The sequence below is a fragment of the Labrys sp. (in: a-proteobacteria) genome, from assembly GCF_047605565.1.
Lineage (GTDB): Bacteria > Pseudomonadota > Alphaproteobacteria > Rhizobiales > Labraceae > Labrys > Labrys neptuniae.
This window is the reverse complement of sequence record NZ_JASGFM010000071.1, coordinates 1-14,834: the sequence shown is the minus strand read 5'-3', so window position 1 is coordinate 14,834 and position 14,834 is coordinate 1. Positions and strand designations below refer to the sequence as shown.

Below are 14,834 nucleotides of genomic sequence, written 5' to 3'. Positions count from 1 at the left end.
TGAAGTCCATGTCGCCGAGGTGGTCTTCGTCACCGAGAATGTCGGAGAGAACCGCGAAGCGCTCGCCTTCGAGGATGAGGCCCATGGCGATGCCGGCGACGGGCTTGGCCAGCGGAACGCCGGCGTCCATCAGCGCGAGCGAGGTGCCGCAGACGGTCGCCATCGAGGACGAGCCGTTCGATTCGGTGATCTCGGAGACGACGCGCAGCGTGTAGGGGAACTGCTCGACGCCCGGCAGCATCGGACGGATGGCGCGCCAGGCGAGCTTGCCGTGGCCGATCTCGCGGCGGCCGGGCGAACCCATGCGGCCGGTCTCGCCGACCGAATAGGGCGGGAAGTTGTAATGCAGCATGAAGCGCTGCTTGTAGGTGCCTTCCAGGCTGTCGACGAACTGCTCGTCATCGCCGGTGCCCAGCGTGGCGACGGCCAGGGCCTGGGTCTCGCCGCGGGTGAACAGGGCCGAACCATGGGTACGCGGCAGGATGCCGGCTTCGGCGACGATGGCGCGCACCGTCTTCACGTCGCGGCCGTCGATGCGGGTACCGGTGTCGAGGATGTTCCAGCGCACGACCTTGGCCTGCAGCTCCTTGAACACCTCGGCGATTTCCTGCTTGGTATAGGCAGGATTCTCGACGCCTTCCGGCAGGAAGTGGGCGACGACCTTGGCCTTGGCGGCGTCGACGGCGGCATAGCGCTGCTGCTTGGCGGTGATCGCATAGGCGGCGCGCAGATCGGCCTCGACCACGCCGAGCATGGCCTTCTCCAGCTCGGAACGATCGGCAGGCTGGAAGTCGCGCGGCTCCTTGGCGGCCTTCTCGGCCAGGCGGATGATCGCCTCGATCACCGGCTGGAAGCCCTTGTGGCCGAGCATCACGGCCTCAAGCATGATCTGCTCGGAGAGTTCCTTGGCTTCCGACTCGACCATCAGCACGGCGTCGGCGGTGCCGGCGACCACGAGCTCGAGCGAGGATTCCTTCATCTCGTCGATGGTCGGGTTGAGCTTGAGGGCGCCGTCGATGAAACCGACGCTGGCAGCGCCGACCGGGCCCATGAAGGGCACGCCGGACAGCGTGAGGGCCGCCGAGGCGGCGACCATCGAGACGACGTCGGTGTCGTTGATCAGGTCATGCGACAGGACAGTGACGATGACCTGGGTGTCGTTGCGATAGCCGTCGACGAAGAGCGGGCGGATCGGGCGGTCGATCAGGCGGGAGATCAGGGTCTCGCGCTCGGAGGGGCGGCCTTCACGCTTGAAATAGCCGCCGGGGATGCGGCCGGCCGCGAAGGCCTTTTCCTGGTAGTTGACGGTCAGCGGGAAGAAATCGACGCCGGCCTTCGGCTCCTTGGCCGAGACGACAGTGGCCAGTACCGTGGTGTCGCCATAGGTGGCAAGCACGGCGCCGTCGGCCTGACGGGCGATCTTGCCGGTTTCGAGGGTCAGCTTGCGGCCGGCCCATTCCAGCTCTTCGCGATAAATTGTGAACATTAAGGATCAATCCTACTCTTGTGGATCGACCGGATGAGGCAGGGCGTCAACCAATGGCGCCTGAAACAAAAGCAGCCATCGCAAGATGGCGGGAAGCATCCTGGCGTTCAACGTCCGAGGGTTGCTTCCTGCGATCCTGCCATGGCCTGCTGCCTATCCGGTCTCGTGGGCTTTCGCGCCGGCCCCATGCCGCCGCGTCCCGGTCTTGAAATGGAACAGCCCGAAAGGCATGGAGCCTTCCGGGCTTGATCAGTCTTAGCGGCGGATGCCGAGACGCTCGATGATCGACTTGTAGCGGGCTTCGTCGCGCGACTTGAGATAGTCGAGCAGCGAGCGGCGCAGAGCCACCATCTTGAGAAGGCCACGACGGGAGTGGTTGTCCTTCACATGCGACTTGAAATGGCCGGTCAGATTGACGATGCGCTCGGTGAGAATCGCGATCTGGACTTCCGAAGAACCGGTGTCACCGGCCTTGGCGCCATATTCCTTGATGAGCGCGGTCTTACGCTCTTGGCTGATCGACATCGGGTCGTCCTTTCATGAAGCATCGCGGCGCGGAGCGCGCGATTGCTGATACCGTCTTGCGACGAAAGGGCCGTCTGGCCAGGATCGCCGTCCACCAAGGCCCGGCCGGGATGTCGTCCAGCGGGGTCGGCGGGGGCGGGCAAAAACCAGCGCATCAGCGCCGGGATGCGGCCCTATAGTCGAAGCGCGGCCAAAAAGCCAGAAAAAAGCAAGCGCGGGTGGAACGCCGTTCGCTTGAGGAGACACCGCTCCGATTTGTCATTGCCGGGCTTGACCCGGCTATCCAGTCCCCCGACGCAATCGAGCAAGAGGCTGGATTGCCGGGTCAAGCCCGGCAATGACAAAGGTTGTGCCAACTCGAAGACACGCAAGTGTACCGCATCAAGCCCACTGGCGAGCCTCCCTAAATTCCTTTAAGGCAAAGACGTGCCCCGTTCCACCACCACCAGCCCCCCGCCCGGCAACAGGCCCGGCCGCTTCGGACTGTCGGCCCGCCTGCTCGTGCTCACCATCCTGTTCGGCCTGCTGGCCGAGGTGCTGGTCTACCTGCCGGTGGTGGCGAACTATCGGCGCAACTGGCTTTCCAACCGCATCGCTTCCGCCATCACCGCCGCGCTGGTGCTGGAAGCGGCGCCCGACGGCATGGTTTCCGATGATCTCGCCCGGCAGATCCTTGCCTCGGTGGGTGCCAAGATGGTGGCGTTGAAGACCGACGACAGCAAGCGATTGCTCGCTTCCTCCGACATGCCTCCCACCGTGGCCATCGCCACCGATCTGCGCAGCCTCACGGCGATGGAGGCGATCGGCGACGCGCTCGACACGCTGCTGGCGCCCAGGGGTCGCTTCATCCGCGTCGTCGGCGATGCGCCCATGCACGGGCAATATGTCGAGATCGTCGTCGACGAGACGCCGCTCCAGCAGGGCATGTACGACTTCGCCCGGCGCTGGCTGGTGATCACGCTCGCCATTTCCACCATCACCGCCGGCCTGATCTATCTCACCCTCAGCTTGTTCATCGTGCGCCCGATGCGCCGGCTCACCGGCGCCATGATGCGTTTTGCCGCCGACCCCGAGGATGAGGCAGGCGTGATCCGTGCTTCCGGCCGCAGCGACGAAATCGGCGTGGCGGAACGCGAATTCGCCGCCATGCAGCGCCAGCTCCACGGCATGTTGCAGCAAAAGAGCCGCCTGGCGGCGCTCGGCCTCGCCGTTTCCAAGATCAATCACGACCTGCGCAACATGCTGGCGGCCGCGCAGCTCTTTTCCGACCGCCTGACCGAGACCGACGATCCCATCGTGCAGCGGCTGGCGCCGAAACTGATCCAGACCATCGGCCGGGCTATCGCCTTCTGCCAGTCGACGCTGTCCTATGGGCTCGCCTCCGAACCACTGCCCACGCGACGGCGGATCGCCCTCGCCCCCATCGTCGCCGATACACGCCAGTTGCTCGGCCTCGGCGAGGCGAACGATCGGCTGATCTGGGTGGAGACGCTCGAGCCCGACCTGCAGATCGATGCCGACGCCGATCAGCTCTCACGCGTCCTGCTCAATCTGTGCCGCAATGCCGTGCAGGCCCTGGACGGCCATGTCGCACCCGACGCCTCGCCGAACCGGATCGAGATCGGCGGGCGGCGGAACGGTGCCGTCGTGACCATCGACGTGGCAGACAATGGTCCGGGTGTCTCGGTGAAGGCCGGCCAGAAGCTGTTCGAGGCCTTTTCGGGCTCCACACGCCCCGGTGGCTCCGGCCTCGGCCTCGCGATCGCCGCCGAGCTCGTGCGCGCCCATGGCGGCACGCTCTCTCTGCTCGAGCAGACGGCGGACCGAGGCGGCGCGACGTTCCGGATCACCATTCCCGACCGCCCGGCTTGAAGCAGCGGCAGCGCGCCGGCAGGGACGATCGCGACGCGGCGCGCTAGAGCAAAGTGCGATTTGGCGGAATCGCCAGGAATCGCAAAGACGTTTCAGCCAATCCGAAAGGATTGGCTTGGAAGCAAAGAGTTGGAGCAAAACGGCGTTTCGTCCAGACGCGCTTTGCTCTAGAGTCGTGACGGTCCCGTGTCGGGACGATGGCATTGGCGTGACGCTGGGGAGCTGGTCGCGCGACCGGAACCCCAATCGAGCAGATTCATGAACAATATCAAGGACAGCGGCAATGTCGGCACTCCCGTCGACATCAATGCCGTGCAGACCATACGCCGGATCGTGCTCGGCCTCCTGGGCGTACTCGGCTTCGTGGTGCTGCTGTTCACCGACTCCCTCTGGCAGGACGAGGCCGGCCACGGTTTCCACGAGACCATCGAAAGCATCGGGCTGGTGCTGATCGTGGTGGCCATCGTCGGACGCACCTGGTGCTCCCTCTATATCGGCGGACGCAAGAAGCAGCTGATCGTCGAGGACGGTCCCTATTCGATCTGCCGCAATCCGCTCTACCTCTTCTCCTTCATCGGTGCCGCCGGCGCAGGGGCCCAGTTCGGCACCGTCACCACCGCGGCATTGGTCTTCACCATCACGGTGGTGATCTTCACCATCGTGACGCACAAGGAGGAACAGTTCCTCCACGACAAGTTCGGCGCGGTCTATGACGCCTATTGCGCCCGCGTCCCCCGCTTCGTGCCGAATTTCGCGCTCTGGCGCTCGGTGCCGACGCTGGAGATCCAGACCTCGCTGGTGACGCGCACCTTCCTCGACGCCTGCCTGTTCCTGGCCGCCTTTCCGGTAGCCGAACTGGTCGAACTGCTGCAGAATCAGGGCTATCTGCCGATCTACCTGCTGGTGCCTTAGGGCAAAACGCGTTCAAGTATAAACGCTTATTTTCTCTAACTCTTTGTTCAGACGCGTCTTTGCGATTCGAAGTGATTCCATCAAATCGCAAAACGCTTTAGGGCGCGTCGCATTTGGAGAATGAAATACCTGGGAGAGGGCACTGCCGGGAGAGAGCCCCCTGTGATGCCTGCATTCCCAGGAAAGCGTTGCACAGGCACCAACTCCTGCGATATCGCTGGAATTTGGCGGCTGCCGGACGGTCCGGCCCTCCCCTGGAGCAAAGCGCGTTTAAACGGAAGCGCTCTTTTGCTCTCGCTCCTCGTTCGAACGCGTCGTTGCGATTGCCGGTATCCACCAAATCGTAAAGCGCCATAGGTGTTTTCCATGCGTATCCTGGCCATCGACACAGCCCTCGAAGCCTGCTCGGCCAGCGTGTTCGATTCCGACGACGGCGCCATCGTCTCGCAGACATTGCCGATGGCGCGCGGCCAGGCCGAGGCGCTGATTCCACTGGTGCGCGATGTCGTCGAGCGTTCGGGCGGGTTTGCCCTGATCGACCGGGTCGCCACCACGGTCGGGCCGGGTTCCTTCACCGGGCTGCGCGTCGCCATCTCGGCGGCGCGGGCCTTCGCCTTGTCGCTGCGCGTGCCCTGTGTCGGCATCTCCACCCTGGCGGCGATCGCCGCGCCCCATATCGACGAGAATGACGGCCAGCATGTCGCCGTCGCCATCGATGCGCGCCATGGCCATGTCTATTTCGAACTCTTCTCCAATCGCGGCCGCAGCATCGTCGAGGCCGGCTGCATCCCCTTGCGCGAGGCGGCCCGCGTGCTCGGCCCCGCGACGGTGAAGATGGCCGGGCCGGCTGCCCCGCTGCTGTTCGAGGAAGCCAAGGCCGCCGGTACGGCCGGCCAGATCGTCGATGCCAGCCCGGCGCCGGATATAGACTGGGTGGCCAGGCTCGGCCTGCTCGCCGACCCCGCGGACTCGCCGCCCAGGCCAACCTACCTCAAGCCGGCCGACGCGACGCCGCAGCAGAACGGCCAGATCGCGCGGCTATGAGGAGACGGCGATGAGCTGGTTCGGCCGCAAACAGCCTCCCGTCGTCACCGATGCCAGGGCCGGCGATGCAGCAGGTCTTGCCGCCATCCATGCCTCGGGTTTCGAACGCGGCTGGGATGCGCATGAGTTCGAGCGCATGCTGGCCGATCGCCTGACGATCGCCCATCTCTCCCGCCCGGGCGGCAAGGGAGCGCCGACGGGCTTTGCCCTGTCGCGCCTGGTGGTGGACGAGGCCGAGATCCTCACCGTCGCCGTCGCGCCATCCTCGCGACGCGCGGGACTGGCGACCCTGTTGCTGCAGCATCATCTCGGCCGGCTGGCAGCGGCAGGGGCGCACAAGGTGTTCCTGGAGGTCGCCGAAGACAATGTCGCGGCACTCCGCCTTTATCAGCGCCATGGCTTCAACGAGATCGCAAGGCGGCAAGCCTATTATGCCCGGGCCAAGGGACCGCCGGCGACGGCGATCATCATGGAGTTGGCATTGAGATGACCCCGCACGCGCGGCTAATCGCACCTTTTCTCTAACTCCTTGTTTTGGTGCGCCTTCTTCATCGAAAGGTCTATCAACTTTTCTGAAAAACGCTCTAGGACAACGGTCGGGCGAGATGGTAGACCGGCGAAGAAGCGCAACGGTCAGGTCTCCCTCGCCCTGCGAAGCGGGGAGAGGGTAAGGGTGAGGGACTGCGCAAAGCGTCCAGACTATCCGGTCGCGCCGCCCCTCATCCTTACCATCTCCCCCGTAAGAACGGGGCGAAGGGGTGGCTGGCGTCGCGCCCTTCACTTTTCCCAGCGCCTATGGATGGAACGTCCGCGCGCCCGGCAAGCAAGGAGTTCACCATGGCCGATATGCGGCTCGTCGTAGCAGGCGCCTCCGGGCGCATGGGGCAGACCCTGATCCGCATGATCGCGGAGACGCCGGGCGTCGTGCTCGCCGGCGCCATCGAGCGAACGGGATCACCCGCCATCGGCCAGGATGCGGGCCGGCTTGCCGGGCTCGACGCCAACGGCGTCGTCGTTACCGACGATCCGCTCAGCCTGCTGACCTCGGCCGAGGGCATCATCGACTTCACGGCCCCGGCCGCCACCGTCGAGCTGGCCGCTCTCGCGGCGCAGATGCGTATCGTGCATGTGATCGGCACCACCGGCCTGTCCAAGGAGGACTTTGCCCGTCTCAAGGCAGCGGCACGTCACGCGGTGATCGTGCAGTCCGGCAATATGAGCCTGGGCGTCAACCTGCTCGCCGCCGTGGTCAAGCGCGTCGCCAAGAGTCTGGATGCCGATTTCGACATCGAAGTCCTGGAAATGCACCACAACCGCAAGGTCGACGCCCCCTCGGGCACGGCCCTGATGCTGGGCCAGGCCGCCGCCGAAGGGCGCGGCATCGATCTCGACGCCAATGCCGACCGGGTGCGCGACGGCCATCCGGGCGCCCGCGAAAAGGGTCATATCGGCTTTGCGACACTGCGCGGCGGCACCGTGGTGGGCGAGCACAGCGTGATCTTCGCCGGCGAGAACGAACGGCTCGAATTCTCGCACAAGGCCGAAAGCCGCACCATGTTCGCCAGGGGCGCCCTCAAGGCCGTACTCTGGGGCTTCGGCCGCAAGCCGGGTTATTATTCGATGGCGGACGTGCTCGGGCTTGGAGACTTCTGAACGGGCGGAGCGCGGGCATCCTGCCCGCTCTTGCTCCCCTGCATGCATCTGCATTCAAAGAGCGGGCTGGAAGCCCGCGCTCCGATCAATCAAGCCGCGTGCGATGCCGGCTCCTCGCACAGGATCGAATAGAGGCCCGCTGCGTCGCTGGTGGCCCTCAGCTTCTGTACGATGCCGGGATCGCGCAGCATGCGGGCAATGCGCGACAAGGCGCGCAGATGATCGGCACCGGCGCTTTCGGGCGCCAGCAGCAGGAAGATGATGTCGACCGGCTGGCCATCCAGGGCCTCGAAGTCGATCGGGCGCTCCAGGCGGGCGAACAGGCCGAAGATCCGGTTGAACTTGGCCAGCTTGCCATGCGGAATGGCAATGCCGCTGCCGACGCCGGTCGATCCCAGGCGCTCTCTCTGGAGCAGCGTATCGAAGATTTCTCGCTCGCCCAGGCCGGTCAGTGCAGCAGCACGGTCGGCGATTTCCTGCAGAGCCTGCTTTTTCGAGTTTACTCTCAGCGCCGGAAGCACAGCATCCTGCGGCAGCAGATCACTCAAAGGCATCGCATTCCTCGTGGGGGTTCGAGCCGGGAGCCCATGCGAAAGGGCCGGCTCAATAGCTTGGCGCCCGCCCCTTCAGAACTATTCTTCGGAGGCGGGCGCTTGATCAGGTGGGCCTGTCAGGTCGACTCTGCCGTTGTCTGCGGCAGGTCGATCCAGCCAATATGGCCGTCGGGGCGGCGGTAAACCACGTTCACGCGGCCATGTCCAGCGTGACGGAAGACGAGGGCCGCGGCACCGGTCAAATCGAGGTCGACAACGGCCTCGCTCACCGACAGGCGCTTCATCTTGGTGGTGTTCTCGGCCACGATCACCGGAGTGAACTCCTCGGCGGCGCTTTCCTCATCGCTCGGCGCCGTAATGACGTAGTCGGTGGACTCGGCCGCGGTCGCGTTGTCCGGACCGGCATGATAATCCTTGATGCGATGCTTGTAGCGTTTGAGCCGCTTGGTCAGGCGTTCCGTCGCCAGATCGACGCTGGCATGCGGGTCATGCGCGATCGATTCGGTCTGAAGGGTGAGCCCGGTGGGAAGGTGAATGCGGCAATCAGTCCGAAAACCTGTGCCCTCCTTCTTTACGGTGACTTGGCCGGTGTAGGATTGGTCAAAATACTTCGACAGGCTATCGGCGACCCGCGCTTGAACGTGGGTCCGCAAGGCTTCGCCAATGTCGAGATTTTGTCCTGAGACACGCAGCGTCATGCTTCGCTCCGCTTCTTGAGACGGCAGGCCAAGGGGCCTGCATCCGGGTGGTGACCCTTAGCGTGTGTCGTCAGTCATGGCTTGCGTCGATGAGGCCAAATCGCCTCCGCCAAACCCAAGCCATGACTGGCGACACACCCTGCGATCACCCCCTCATTAGGTAAGACCGTATGGCGGCGGCGTCAACGTTACATTATTTTCACGCCGCCATCCGAAGGCCGAAGGAGCGATCCGCGCGAAACGTCCCCAGGCTTCAATTTCCCAAACAAAATCAAAATACTATGGGAAATAGCAGGTCATTTTCGCATCAATAGTGGCGGGCGGCGTCCACAGGCGCATCGAAGGGCAGCCCGCGCTCATGGCGCTCGATCTGGCGCAGCACGAAACGCCCCACCGCGTCTTCGTCCGAGATCGCCGAGTTGTGGGGCGTAATCGTCACGCGCGGGTGCTCCCAGAGCGGGTTATCCACCGGAAGCGGTTCCGTCTCGAACACGTCCAGCGTCGCGGCCCGCAGCACGCCTTCGTCAAGCGCCGAGATGATGTCGGCCTCCACCTGCAGGCCACCGCGGCCGGCATTCATCAGGATGGGCGCACCGAGCACGCCGTCATGGGCGAGCTTCTCGAACAAGGCCCGGTTGAGGATGCCCCTGGTCTCCGGCGTCAGCGGCAGCAGGCTGACCAGGAGATCCGTGCGGCCGAGGAAGGCATCGAGCTCGTCGCCGGCATAGGTCTTCACGCCCTCGATCTGCTTGGGCGTCCGGCTCCAGCCGGCGACATCGAAGCCCATGGTCTTGAGTTTGCCGATGGCATCGACGCCGAGCACACCCAGCCCCATCACCCCCACCCGCAACTCGTGGGCCGCCGGCGAGGGCATCACCTCGCGCCAGAGCTTCTGGCGCTGCAGCAGATAGTAGTCGGCCTGGTTGCGCAGATGGATGAGGGCATGCATCACCACCCATTCGCTCATGCGGGTGGTGAGATTGTCGTCCACCACGCGGCCGAGCGGCACGTTGGGCAAGGTCGGATCGGACAGGACATGGTCGACGCCGGCGCCGAGCGAGATGATGCCCTTCAGGTTGGGCAGGCTCGCCAGCAGGCCCGGCGGCTGCTTCCAGACGGCCGCATAGGTGATGTCGGCGGGATTGCCGACATCGGGCCAGGCCCTAATGTCGCGGTCCGGCGCCAGGCGGCGCAGCCGTTCGAGCCAGGGCTCGACTTCCCACTGGGTGATGCACAGAAGTAGGGCCATGGGGACGAGTCTCCTGAAGCAAAGCGCGCCTTTGCGATTCCTGCCTTTTCCACCAAATCCCGCTCTGGAGGAAAGGGCCCGCCCCTCTTACAGAGCAAGCGAGGCCCTGCAAAGCCACTTCCCTGGGGCGGACTTGCTCGCCCATTGCTTTGTGGAGAAAGCGAAAGACGCGACGCCAGCCGCCTCCTTCGCCCCGTTCTTACGGGGAGAAGGTGAGGATGAGGGGCGGCGCGACATCATGGAATTGAGCGCTTTGCGTAACCCCTCACCTCTATCCTCTCCCCGTAAGAACGGGGCGAGGGGGCACACACGTCGAGTGTCACCGGCATCCGATCATCTCGCCCAATCCTTCGTCCCAACACCGATGGACGTTCAACCGGCGCTCCCAGCCCTTTCGCAATCAAGCCCAGCGCTTTTCGTGATCGATCAGCCAGCGTTTGCGCCAGATGCCGCCGCCATAGCCGGTGAGCGCTCCGTCGGAGCCGACCAGGCGGTGGCAGGGCACGACGATGGCGAACGGATTGGCGCCATTGGCCCGGGCCACGGCGCGGAAGGCGGACGGGCGCTCCAGGCTTCCGGCCAAGGTGGCATAGGACAGGCAGATGCCGGCCGGAATCCGCCTCAATCCCTGCCAGACCTGCCTGGTGAACTCCGAGCCATGCATGGCGAGCGGCGTGGTGAAGACTGGCGAGCGGCCGGCAAAATAAGCGGCCAGCTCGGCCTCGATGCCGTCGATCGCCGCCGATCGCCCGAAGGCGATGGCCGAGCGTGCCGCCTTGCGCAGGCGCGCCAACTCGCCCGGCAGGGCCTTGCGATCGAAGAACTCGACGAGATGCAAAGCGTGGCGATCGCCGACTGCAAGCATGGCGCCGATGGGCGTGTCGATCCAATCAGCCTTGAGGAGGTCGCGCCCCTTGAGTTGGGGTGGGGTTTCCTCCACCGCGCGAATCAGCGCCTCGCGCACCTCCTGTTCGCGCCTCGAGCCCGCCTCGGCCCAGTCCTCGTCCTCGCTCCACGCATGCATGCCAGCTCGTCCTGCCTCGAAAGGCGCGAGAGTGCGTTGCCGGCCGCGGGCCGGCAACCCGATTCCTGCGGCCCGGCTACAGGCGCTGCCCGACATCGATGCGGTTGCCGTCGGGATCCTCGAAAACGAAGGCTCGCAGGCCGTAATCCTTGTTCTGCAGGCGTTTGATGATCCGCCGCCCATTGGCCTCGCACAGGGCATGGAGCGCATCGGCGTCGTCGACCATCAGATGCGCTACGTTGAAGGGCGGCGCCTTGTGGCCCGGCTGCAGCGTCAGATGCAGTTCCGCATCGTCGCGCTTGAGTATCATGAAGCCGACGGGATTGCCGTTTTCGAAGGTCTTGGCGAAGCCGAGGACGCCGACGTAGAAATCATGGGCGCGCCGGATGTCCTTGACGGGCAGCATGGCGGCGATCCGCCCGAAGCGGATGCCGTGTGGGGCGATGTCGTTCATCGCTCAACCTCGATCTTTGGAGCGTGCAGCCCCTGTTCGGGCGGTGCCGGAACGGTTCCACGCTTCCATGTTGAAATCGGTGAGGCGGTGCCCACACATCGGTTATAACCAGGAAATTCCCGGCCGGATAGGGTATCGGCGCGGCCCTCAGCGCTTAAGAAAAAGCACCATCAGCGCCTCGTCGAGATAGGTGTTCCCAGCCTTGAGTGCCCGTGGCTCCACGCCATAGACCTCGAAGCCGAGCCGGCGATAGAGCGCCAGAGCGCCATCATTGCCTTGGACGACAGCGAGGAGGAGTTGCTCCACCTCGCCGCGGGCGACCTCGATCACCGCTTCCATCAGCGCGCCGGCGACACCCTGCCCTCGCCAGCGCGGCTCGACATAAACGCCCCAGACGCTGCCCTTGTGCTGGTCCTTGAGGCCGTCATGGCGTCGATAGCCGGCCATGCCGACGATCTGACCGTCCCCATAGGCGCCGAACACCACGGCCTGCGACAGCCGCTCGGCGAAGGCGGCTGCCGGCCTGACGACCTCGGCCGCATAGGTGCTGCCGAACGCCTCCGGCGCCGTGGCGAGCGCGGCGAGGCGAATGGTTCGATAATCGTCGCCATCAGCGGGGCCGAGGCGTCGGATGATGACGGACATTCAGATGACTTCCTTCCCGCTTGCTTGCTTTTCCGCGACGTCCAGGAAACGCCGCAAGGCCGGCGCGCCATCGCCGTGACGCCAGGCCAGCCCGGTCTCGATCACGGGCGCAGCATCGCGCAAGGCCAGATAGCGCACGCCCTGGCGCTGCAGGCGCCGCAACGACTGCGGCACCAGCGCCAGCCCCATGCCGGCCGAGACGAGGCTGATGATCGTCTGCATCTGGATCGCCTCCTGCCTGACCGGCAGCAGCGCGCCATGGGCGGCATAATAGCCGGAGACGAGGTCATGGAAAGCCGGCGCGCTGCGCCGCGGAAACAGGATCAGGGGCGCCGCCACCAGCGCGTCGATCGGCAGTGCCTGTCCCGCGAACCCCGCGCGCCTCTGCTCGATCCAGGCCTCGGGCACGGCCGCGACCAGCGGTTCGCGCAGCAGCGGCCGGTAGTCGAGCGCCGCGGGCAGGCTCGTGCGCGAAGAGGCGATCACCATGCCGACATCGATCGTCCCTTCCAGCAGCGCCTCGACCTGGAGGTCGCTTGTCATTTCCATGAGGGCCAGTTGCACGGCCGGGTGTCGCTCCCGGAAAGCGCTGACCATGTCAGGCAACAGGCTGTAGTCGGCGGTCGAGACGAAGGCGAGCCGCAGCAGGCCCGCCTCCCCGCGCGAGAGGCGGCGGGCAATCTCCGGCAAGGCATTGGCGTCCTCCAGCACCCGCCGGGCATGGGCCTGCCATTCGCGCCCGACCGGCGTGAGCGCAACATGGCGCTTGGTGCGGACGAACAGCCTGACGCCGAGTTCGGCCTCCAGCGCCTGGATGGCCTGGCTGAGCGGCGGCTGCGTCATCGCCAGCCGCTCGGCGGCTCGACCGAAATGCAGCTCCTCCGCCACGGTGAGGAAATAGCGCAGCTGCCGCAGATCCATGGTCTTCTTCCACGATGAGGTACCATCGCTCATTAATATGTTTTTCGACCTAATATAGCCAGAAACATATATTTTACCAACGATTGGAACAGCTCTAGCATGGACGGGATTTTGAATGCGGCTTGCCCGCCAATGGAGGATCCCATGCCGATCAACGAACGCTCCCGGCACATCACGGAGGGCGTCGCCCGCTCCCCCAACCGGGCCATGTATTACGCCCTCGGCTACGAGAAGGCCGATTTCGCCAAGCCGATGATCGGCATCGCCAACGGCCATTCCACCATCACGCCCTGCAATGCCGGCCTGCAGCCGCTGGCCGACGCGGCTGCGGCCGCCATCAAGCAAGCCGGCGGCAATCCGCAGCTCTTCGGCACGCCCACCATCTCGGACGGCATGTCGATGGGCACCGAAGGCATGAAATATTCGCTGGTCTCGCGCGAGGTCATCGCCGATTGCGTCGAGACCTCCGTGCAGGGGCAATGGATGGACGGCGTGCTGGTGCTCGGCGGCTGCGACAAGAACATGCCCGGCGGCATGATCGGCATCCTGCGCGCCAATGCCCCGGCGATCTATGTCTATGGCGGCACCATCAAGCCCGGCCGCTGGAAGGGCCAGGACCTTTCCATCGTCTCCGCCTTCGAGGCGGTCGGCTCCTTCATGGCCGGCACCATGAGCCAGGAGGATTTCGACGGCATCGAGCGCAATGCCTGCCCCACCACCGGTTCGTGCGGCGGCATGTACACCGCCAACACCATGAGCTCCTCCTTCGAGGCGCTCGGCATGGCGCTGCTCAACTCGGCCAACATGGCCAATCCCGACCAGGAGATCATCGACAGCGCCGCCGAGGCCGGCCGCGTGCTGGTGGAAGCGGTGAAGAAGGGCATCAAGCCGCGCGACATCGTCACCCGCAAGGCGATCGAGAACGCGGTGGCGCTGATCATGGCGACCGGCGGCTCGACCAATGCCGTGCTGCATTATCTCGCCATCGCCCATGCCGCCGAGGTCGAATGGACGCTCGACGATTTCGAGCGCATGCGCCGCAAGGTGCCGGTGTTCTGCGATCTCAAGCCGTCCGGCAAATACATGGCAGTCGACCTGCACAAGGCCGGCGGCGTGCCGCAGGTGCTGAAAATCCTGCTCAATGCCGGCCTCCTCCACGGCGATTGTCTCACCATCACCGGGCGTACCCTGGCCGAGGAATTGGCGCAGGTGCCGGACGAGCCGCGCGCTGACCAGGACGTCATCCGCCCGATCGACAAGGCGATCTATCGCGAAGGGCATCTGGCCATCCTCAAGGGCAACCTCGCCGAGGGCGGCGCCGTCGCCAAGATCACCGGGCTGAAGAGCCCCTATATCAGCGGCCCGGCCCGCGTGTTCGACGACGAGAAGTCGGCGATGGACGCGATTCTATCGGACGCGATCAAGCCCGGCGACGTCGTGGTGCTGCGCTATCTCGGCCCCAAGGGCGGGCCGGGCATGCCGGAAATGCTGGCGCCAACCTCGGCCATCATCGGCCGCGGCCTCGGCGACAGCGTCGGCCTGATCACCGACGGGCGCTTCTCGGGCGGCACCTGGGGCATGGTGGTCGGCCATGTCACGCCGGAGGCCTATGAGGGCGGCACCATCGCCCTGGTCCAGGAAGGCGACACCATCACCATCGATGCCCGCCGCCAGAGCTTGCAGCTGGAAGTCGACGAGGCCGAGCTCGCCAAGCGCCGCGCCGCCTGGCGCCAGCCCGCCCCGCGCTATACCCGCGGCGTGCTCGCCAAGTTCGCGGCCCTGGCCCGACCGGCCAGC

15 protein-coding genes are annotated in these 14,834 nt (G+C 65.3%); 6 read left to right on the top strand and 9 right to left on the bottom strand.

All coding sequences use genetic code 11. The features are described from left to right. Both pnp and rpsO read right to left on the bottom strand, forming a co-directional pair. On the bottom strand, positions 1–1,486 hold a 1,486-nt coding region (pnp, locus tag QM672_RS31830; protein WP_415087302.1), incomplete at its 3' end, for a polyribonucleotide nucleotidyltransferase. Positions 1,487–1,741: 255 nt separating this feature from the next. Beyond that, complete coding sequence (gene rpsO / locus QM672_RS31825; protein ID WP_311943867.1) at positions 1,742–2,011, bottom strand: 30S ribosomal protein S15; 270 nt, start codon at positions 2,009–2,011, stop codon at positions 1,742–1,744. Between the two features lie 426 nt (positions 2,012–2,437). Between rpsO and QM672_RS31820 the strand changes: the two genes are divergently transcribed. From QM672_RS31820 to dapB, 5 genes are all read left to right on the top strand, one after another. Next, positions 2,438–3,883 (top strand): sensor histidine kinase, encoded by a 1,446-nt coding sequence (locus QM672_RS31820; RefSeq protein ID WP_367625594.1) that lies wholly within the window; start codon positions 2,438–2,440, stop codon positions 3,881–3,883. Positions 3,884–4,141: 258 nt separating this feature from the next. Further along, positions 4,142–4,795 (top strand): isoprenylcysteine carboxylmethyltransferase family protein, encoded by a 654-nt coding sequence (locus QM672_RS31815; protein WP_311943863.1) that lies wholly within the window; start codon positions 4,142–4,144, stop codon positions 4,793–4,795. A 366-nt stretch (positions 4,796–5,161) separates the two neighbouring features. Continuing rightward, positions 5,162–5,839 (top strand): tRNA (adenosine(37)-N6)-threonylcarbamoyltransferase complex dimerization subunit type 1 TsaB, encoded by a 678-nt coding sequence (gene tsaB / locus QM672_RS31810; RefSeq protein ID WP_311943862.1) that lies wholly within the window; start codon positions 5,162–5,164, stop codon positions 5,837–5,839. Positions 5,840–5,849: 10 nt separating this feature from the next. Further along, complete coding sequence (gene rimI / locus QM672_RS31805; RefSeq protein ID WP_367625593.1) at positions 5,850–6,329, top strand: ribosomal protein S18-alanine N-acetyltransferase; 480 nt, start codon at positions 5,850–5,852, stop codon at positions 6,327–6,329. A 347-nt stretch (positions 6,330–6,676) separates the two neighbouring features. Beyond that, positions 6,677–7,492 (top strand): 4-hydroxy-tetrahydrodipicolinate reductase, encoded by an 816-nt coding sequence (gene dapB / locus QM672_RS31800; RefSeq protein ID WP_367625592.1) that lies wholly within the window; start codon positions 6,677–6,679, stop codon positions 7,490–7,492. 89 nt (positions 7,493–7,581) lie between these two features. Here dapB and ptsN read toward each other — a convergent pair whose 3' ends face one another. The 7 genes from ptsN to QM672_RS31765 form a co-directional block, all read right to left on the bottom strand. Continuing rightward, positions 7,582–8,046, bottom strand: coding sequence for a PTS IIA-like nitrogen regulatory protein PtsN (gene ptsN, locus QM672_RS31795; RefSeq protein WP_311943858.1), 465 nt, complete (start codon positions 8,044–8,046; stop codon positions 7,582–7,584). Between the two features lie 116 nt (positions 8,047–8,162). Continuing rightward, positions 8,163–8,744: a ribosome hibernation-promoting factor, HPF/YfiA family gene (gene hpf, locus QM672_RS31790; RefSeq protein ID WP_068290666.1), complete on the bottom strand. Its 582-nt coding sequence runs from the start codon at positions 8,742–8,744 to the stop codon at positions 8,163–8,165. Positions 8,745–9,051: 307 nt separating this feature from the next. Further along, complete coding sequence (locus tag QM672_RS31785) at positions 9,052–9,993, bottom strand: 2-hydroxyacid dehydrogenase (protein WP_415087301.1); 942 nt, start codon at positions 9,991–9,993, stop codon at positions 9,052–9,054. Positions 9,994–10,393: 400 nt separating this feature from the next. Further along, the gene (locus QM672_RS31780; protein WP_415087300.1) at positions 10,394–11,017 is read right to left on the bottom strand and encodes a methylated-DNA--[protein]-cysteine S-methyltransferase; all 624 of its coding nucleotides are present in this window, start codon (positions 11,015–11,017) and stop codon (positions 10,394–10,396) included. Positions 11,018–11,093: 76 nt separating this feature from the next. After that, complete coding sequence (locus tag QM672_RS31775) at positions 11,094–11,471, bottom strand: glyoxalase superfamily protein (RefSeq protein ID WP_311943855.1); 378 nt, start codon at positions 11,469–11,471, stop codon at positions 11,094–11,096. A gap of 147 nt (positions 11,472–11,618) precedes the next feature. Next, positions 11,619–12,116 (bottom strand): GNAT family N-acetyltransferase, encoded by a 498-nt coding sequence (locus QM672_RS31770; protein ID WP_311943854.1) that lies wholly within the window; start codon positions 12,114–12,116, stop codon positions 11,619–11,621. Beyond that, complete coding sequence (locus QM672_RS31765; protein ID WP_415087299.1) at positions 12,117–13,037, bottom strand: LysR substrate-binding domain-containing protein; 921 nt, start codon at positions 13,035–13,037, stop codon at positions 12,117–12,119. A 144-nt stretch (positions 13,038–13,181) separates the two neighbouring features. Here QM672_RS31765 and ilvD point away from each other — a divergent pair. After that, positions 13,182–14,834 (top strand): dihydroxy-acid dehydratase (ilvD, locus tag QM672_RS31760; protein ID WP_415087298.1); only part of this gene is annotated, 1,653 nt, incomplete at its 3' end.

Excerpts from the sequence above, each read along its gene's own strand:
- ptsN (WP_311943858.1), bottom strand. The coding sequence starts at position 8,046 with ATGCCTTTGAGTGATCTGCTGCCGCAGGATGCTGTGCTTCCGGCGCTG.
- dapB (WP_367625592.1), top strand. The coding sequence starts at position 6,677 with ATGGCCGATATGCGGCTCGTCGTAGCAGGCGCCTCCGGGCGCATGGGG.
- QM672_RS31780 (WP_415087300.1), bottom strand. The coding sequence starts at position 11,017 with ATGCATGCGTGGAGCGAGGACGAGGACTGGGCCGAGGCGGGCTCGAGG.
- tsaB (WP_311943862.1), top strand. The coding sequence starts at position 5,162 with ATGCGTATCCTGGCCATCGACACAGCCCTCGAAGCCTGCTCGGCCAGC.
- QM672_RS31785 (WP_415087301.1), bottom strand. The coding sequence starts at position 9,993 with ATGGCCCTACTTCTGTGCATCACCCAGTGGGAAGTCGAGCCCTGGCTC.
- QM672_RS31815 (WP_311943863.1), top strand. The coding sequence starts at position 4,142 with ATGAACAATATCAAGGACAGCGGCAATGTCGGCACTCCCGTCGACATC.
- rimI (WP_367625593.1), top strand. The coding sequence starts at position 5,850 with ATGAGCTGGTTCGGCCGCAAACAGCCTCCCGTCGTCACCGATGCCAGG.
- hpf (WP_068290666.1), bottom strand. The coding sequence starts at position 8,744 with ATGACGCTGCGTGTCTCAGGACAAAATCTCGACATTGGCGAAGCCTTG.
- QM672_RS31770 (WP_311943854.1), bottom strand. The coding sequence starts at position 12,116 with ATGTCCGTCATCATCCGACGCCTCGGCCCCGCTGATGGCGACGATTAT.
- QM672_RS31765 (WP_415087299.1), bottom strand. The coding sequence starts at position 13,037 with ATGGATCTGCGGCAGCTGCGCTATTTCCTCACCGTGGCGGAGGAGCTG.
- rpsO (WP_311943867.1), bottom strand. The coding sequence starts at position 2,011 with ATGTCGATCAGCCAAGAGCGTAAGACCGCGCTCATCAAGGAATATGGC.
- QM672_RS31775 (WP_311943855.1), bottom strand. The coding sequence starts at position 11,471 with ATGAACGACATCGCCCCACACGGCATCCGCTTCGGGCGGATCGCCGCC.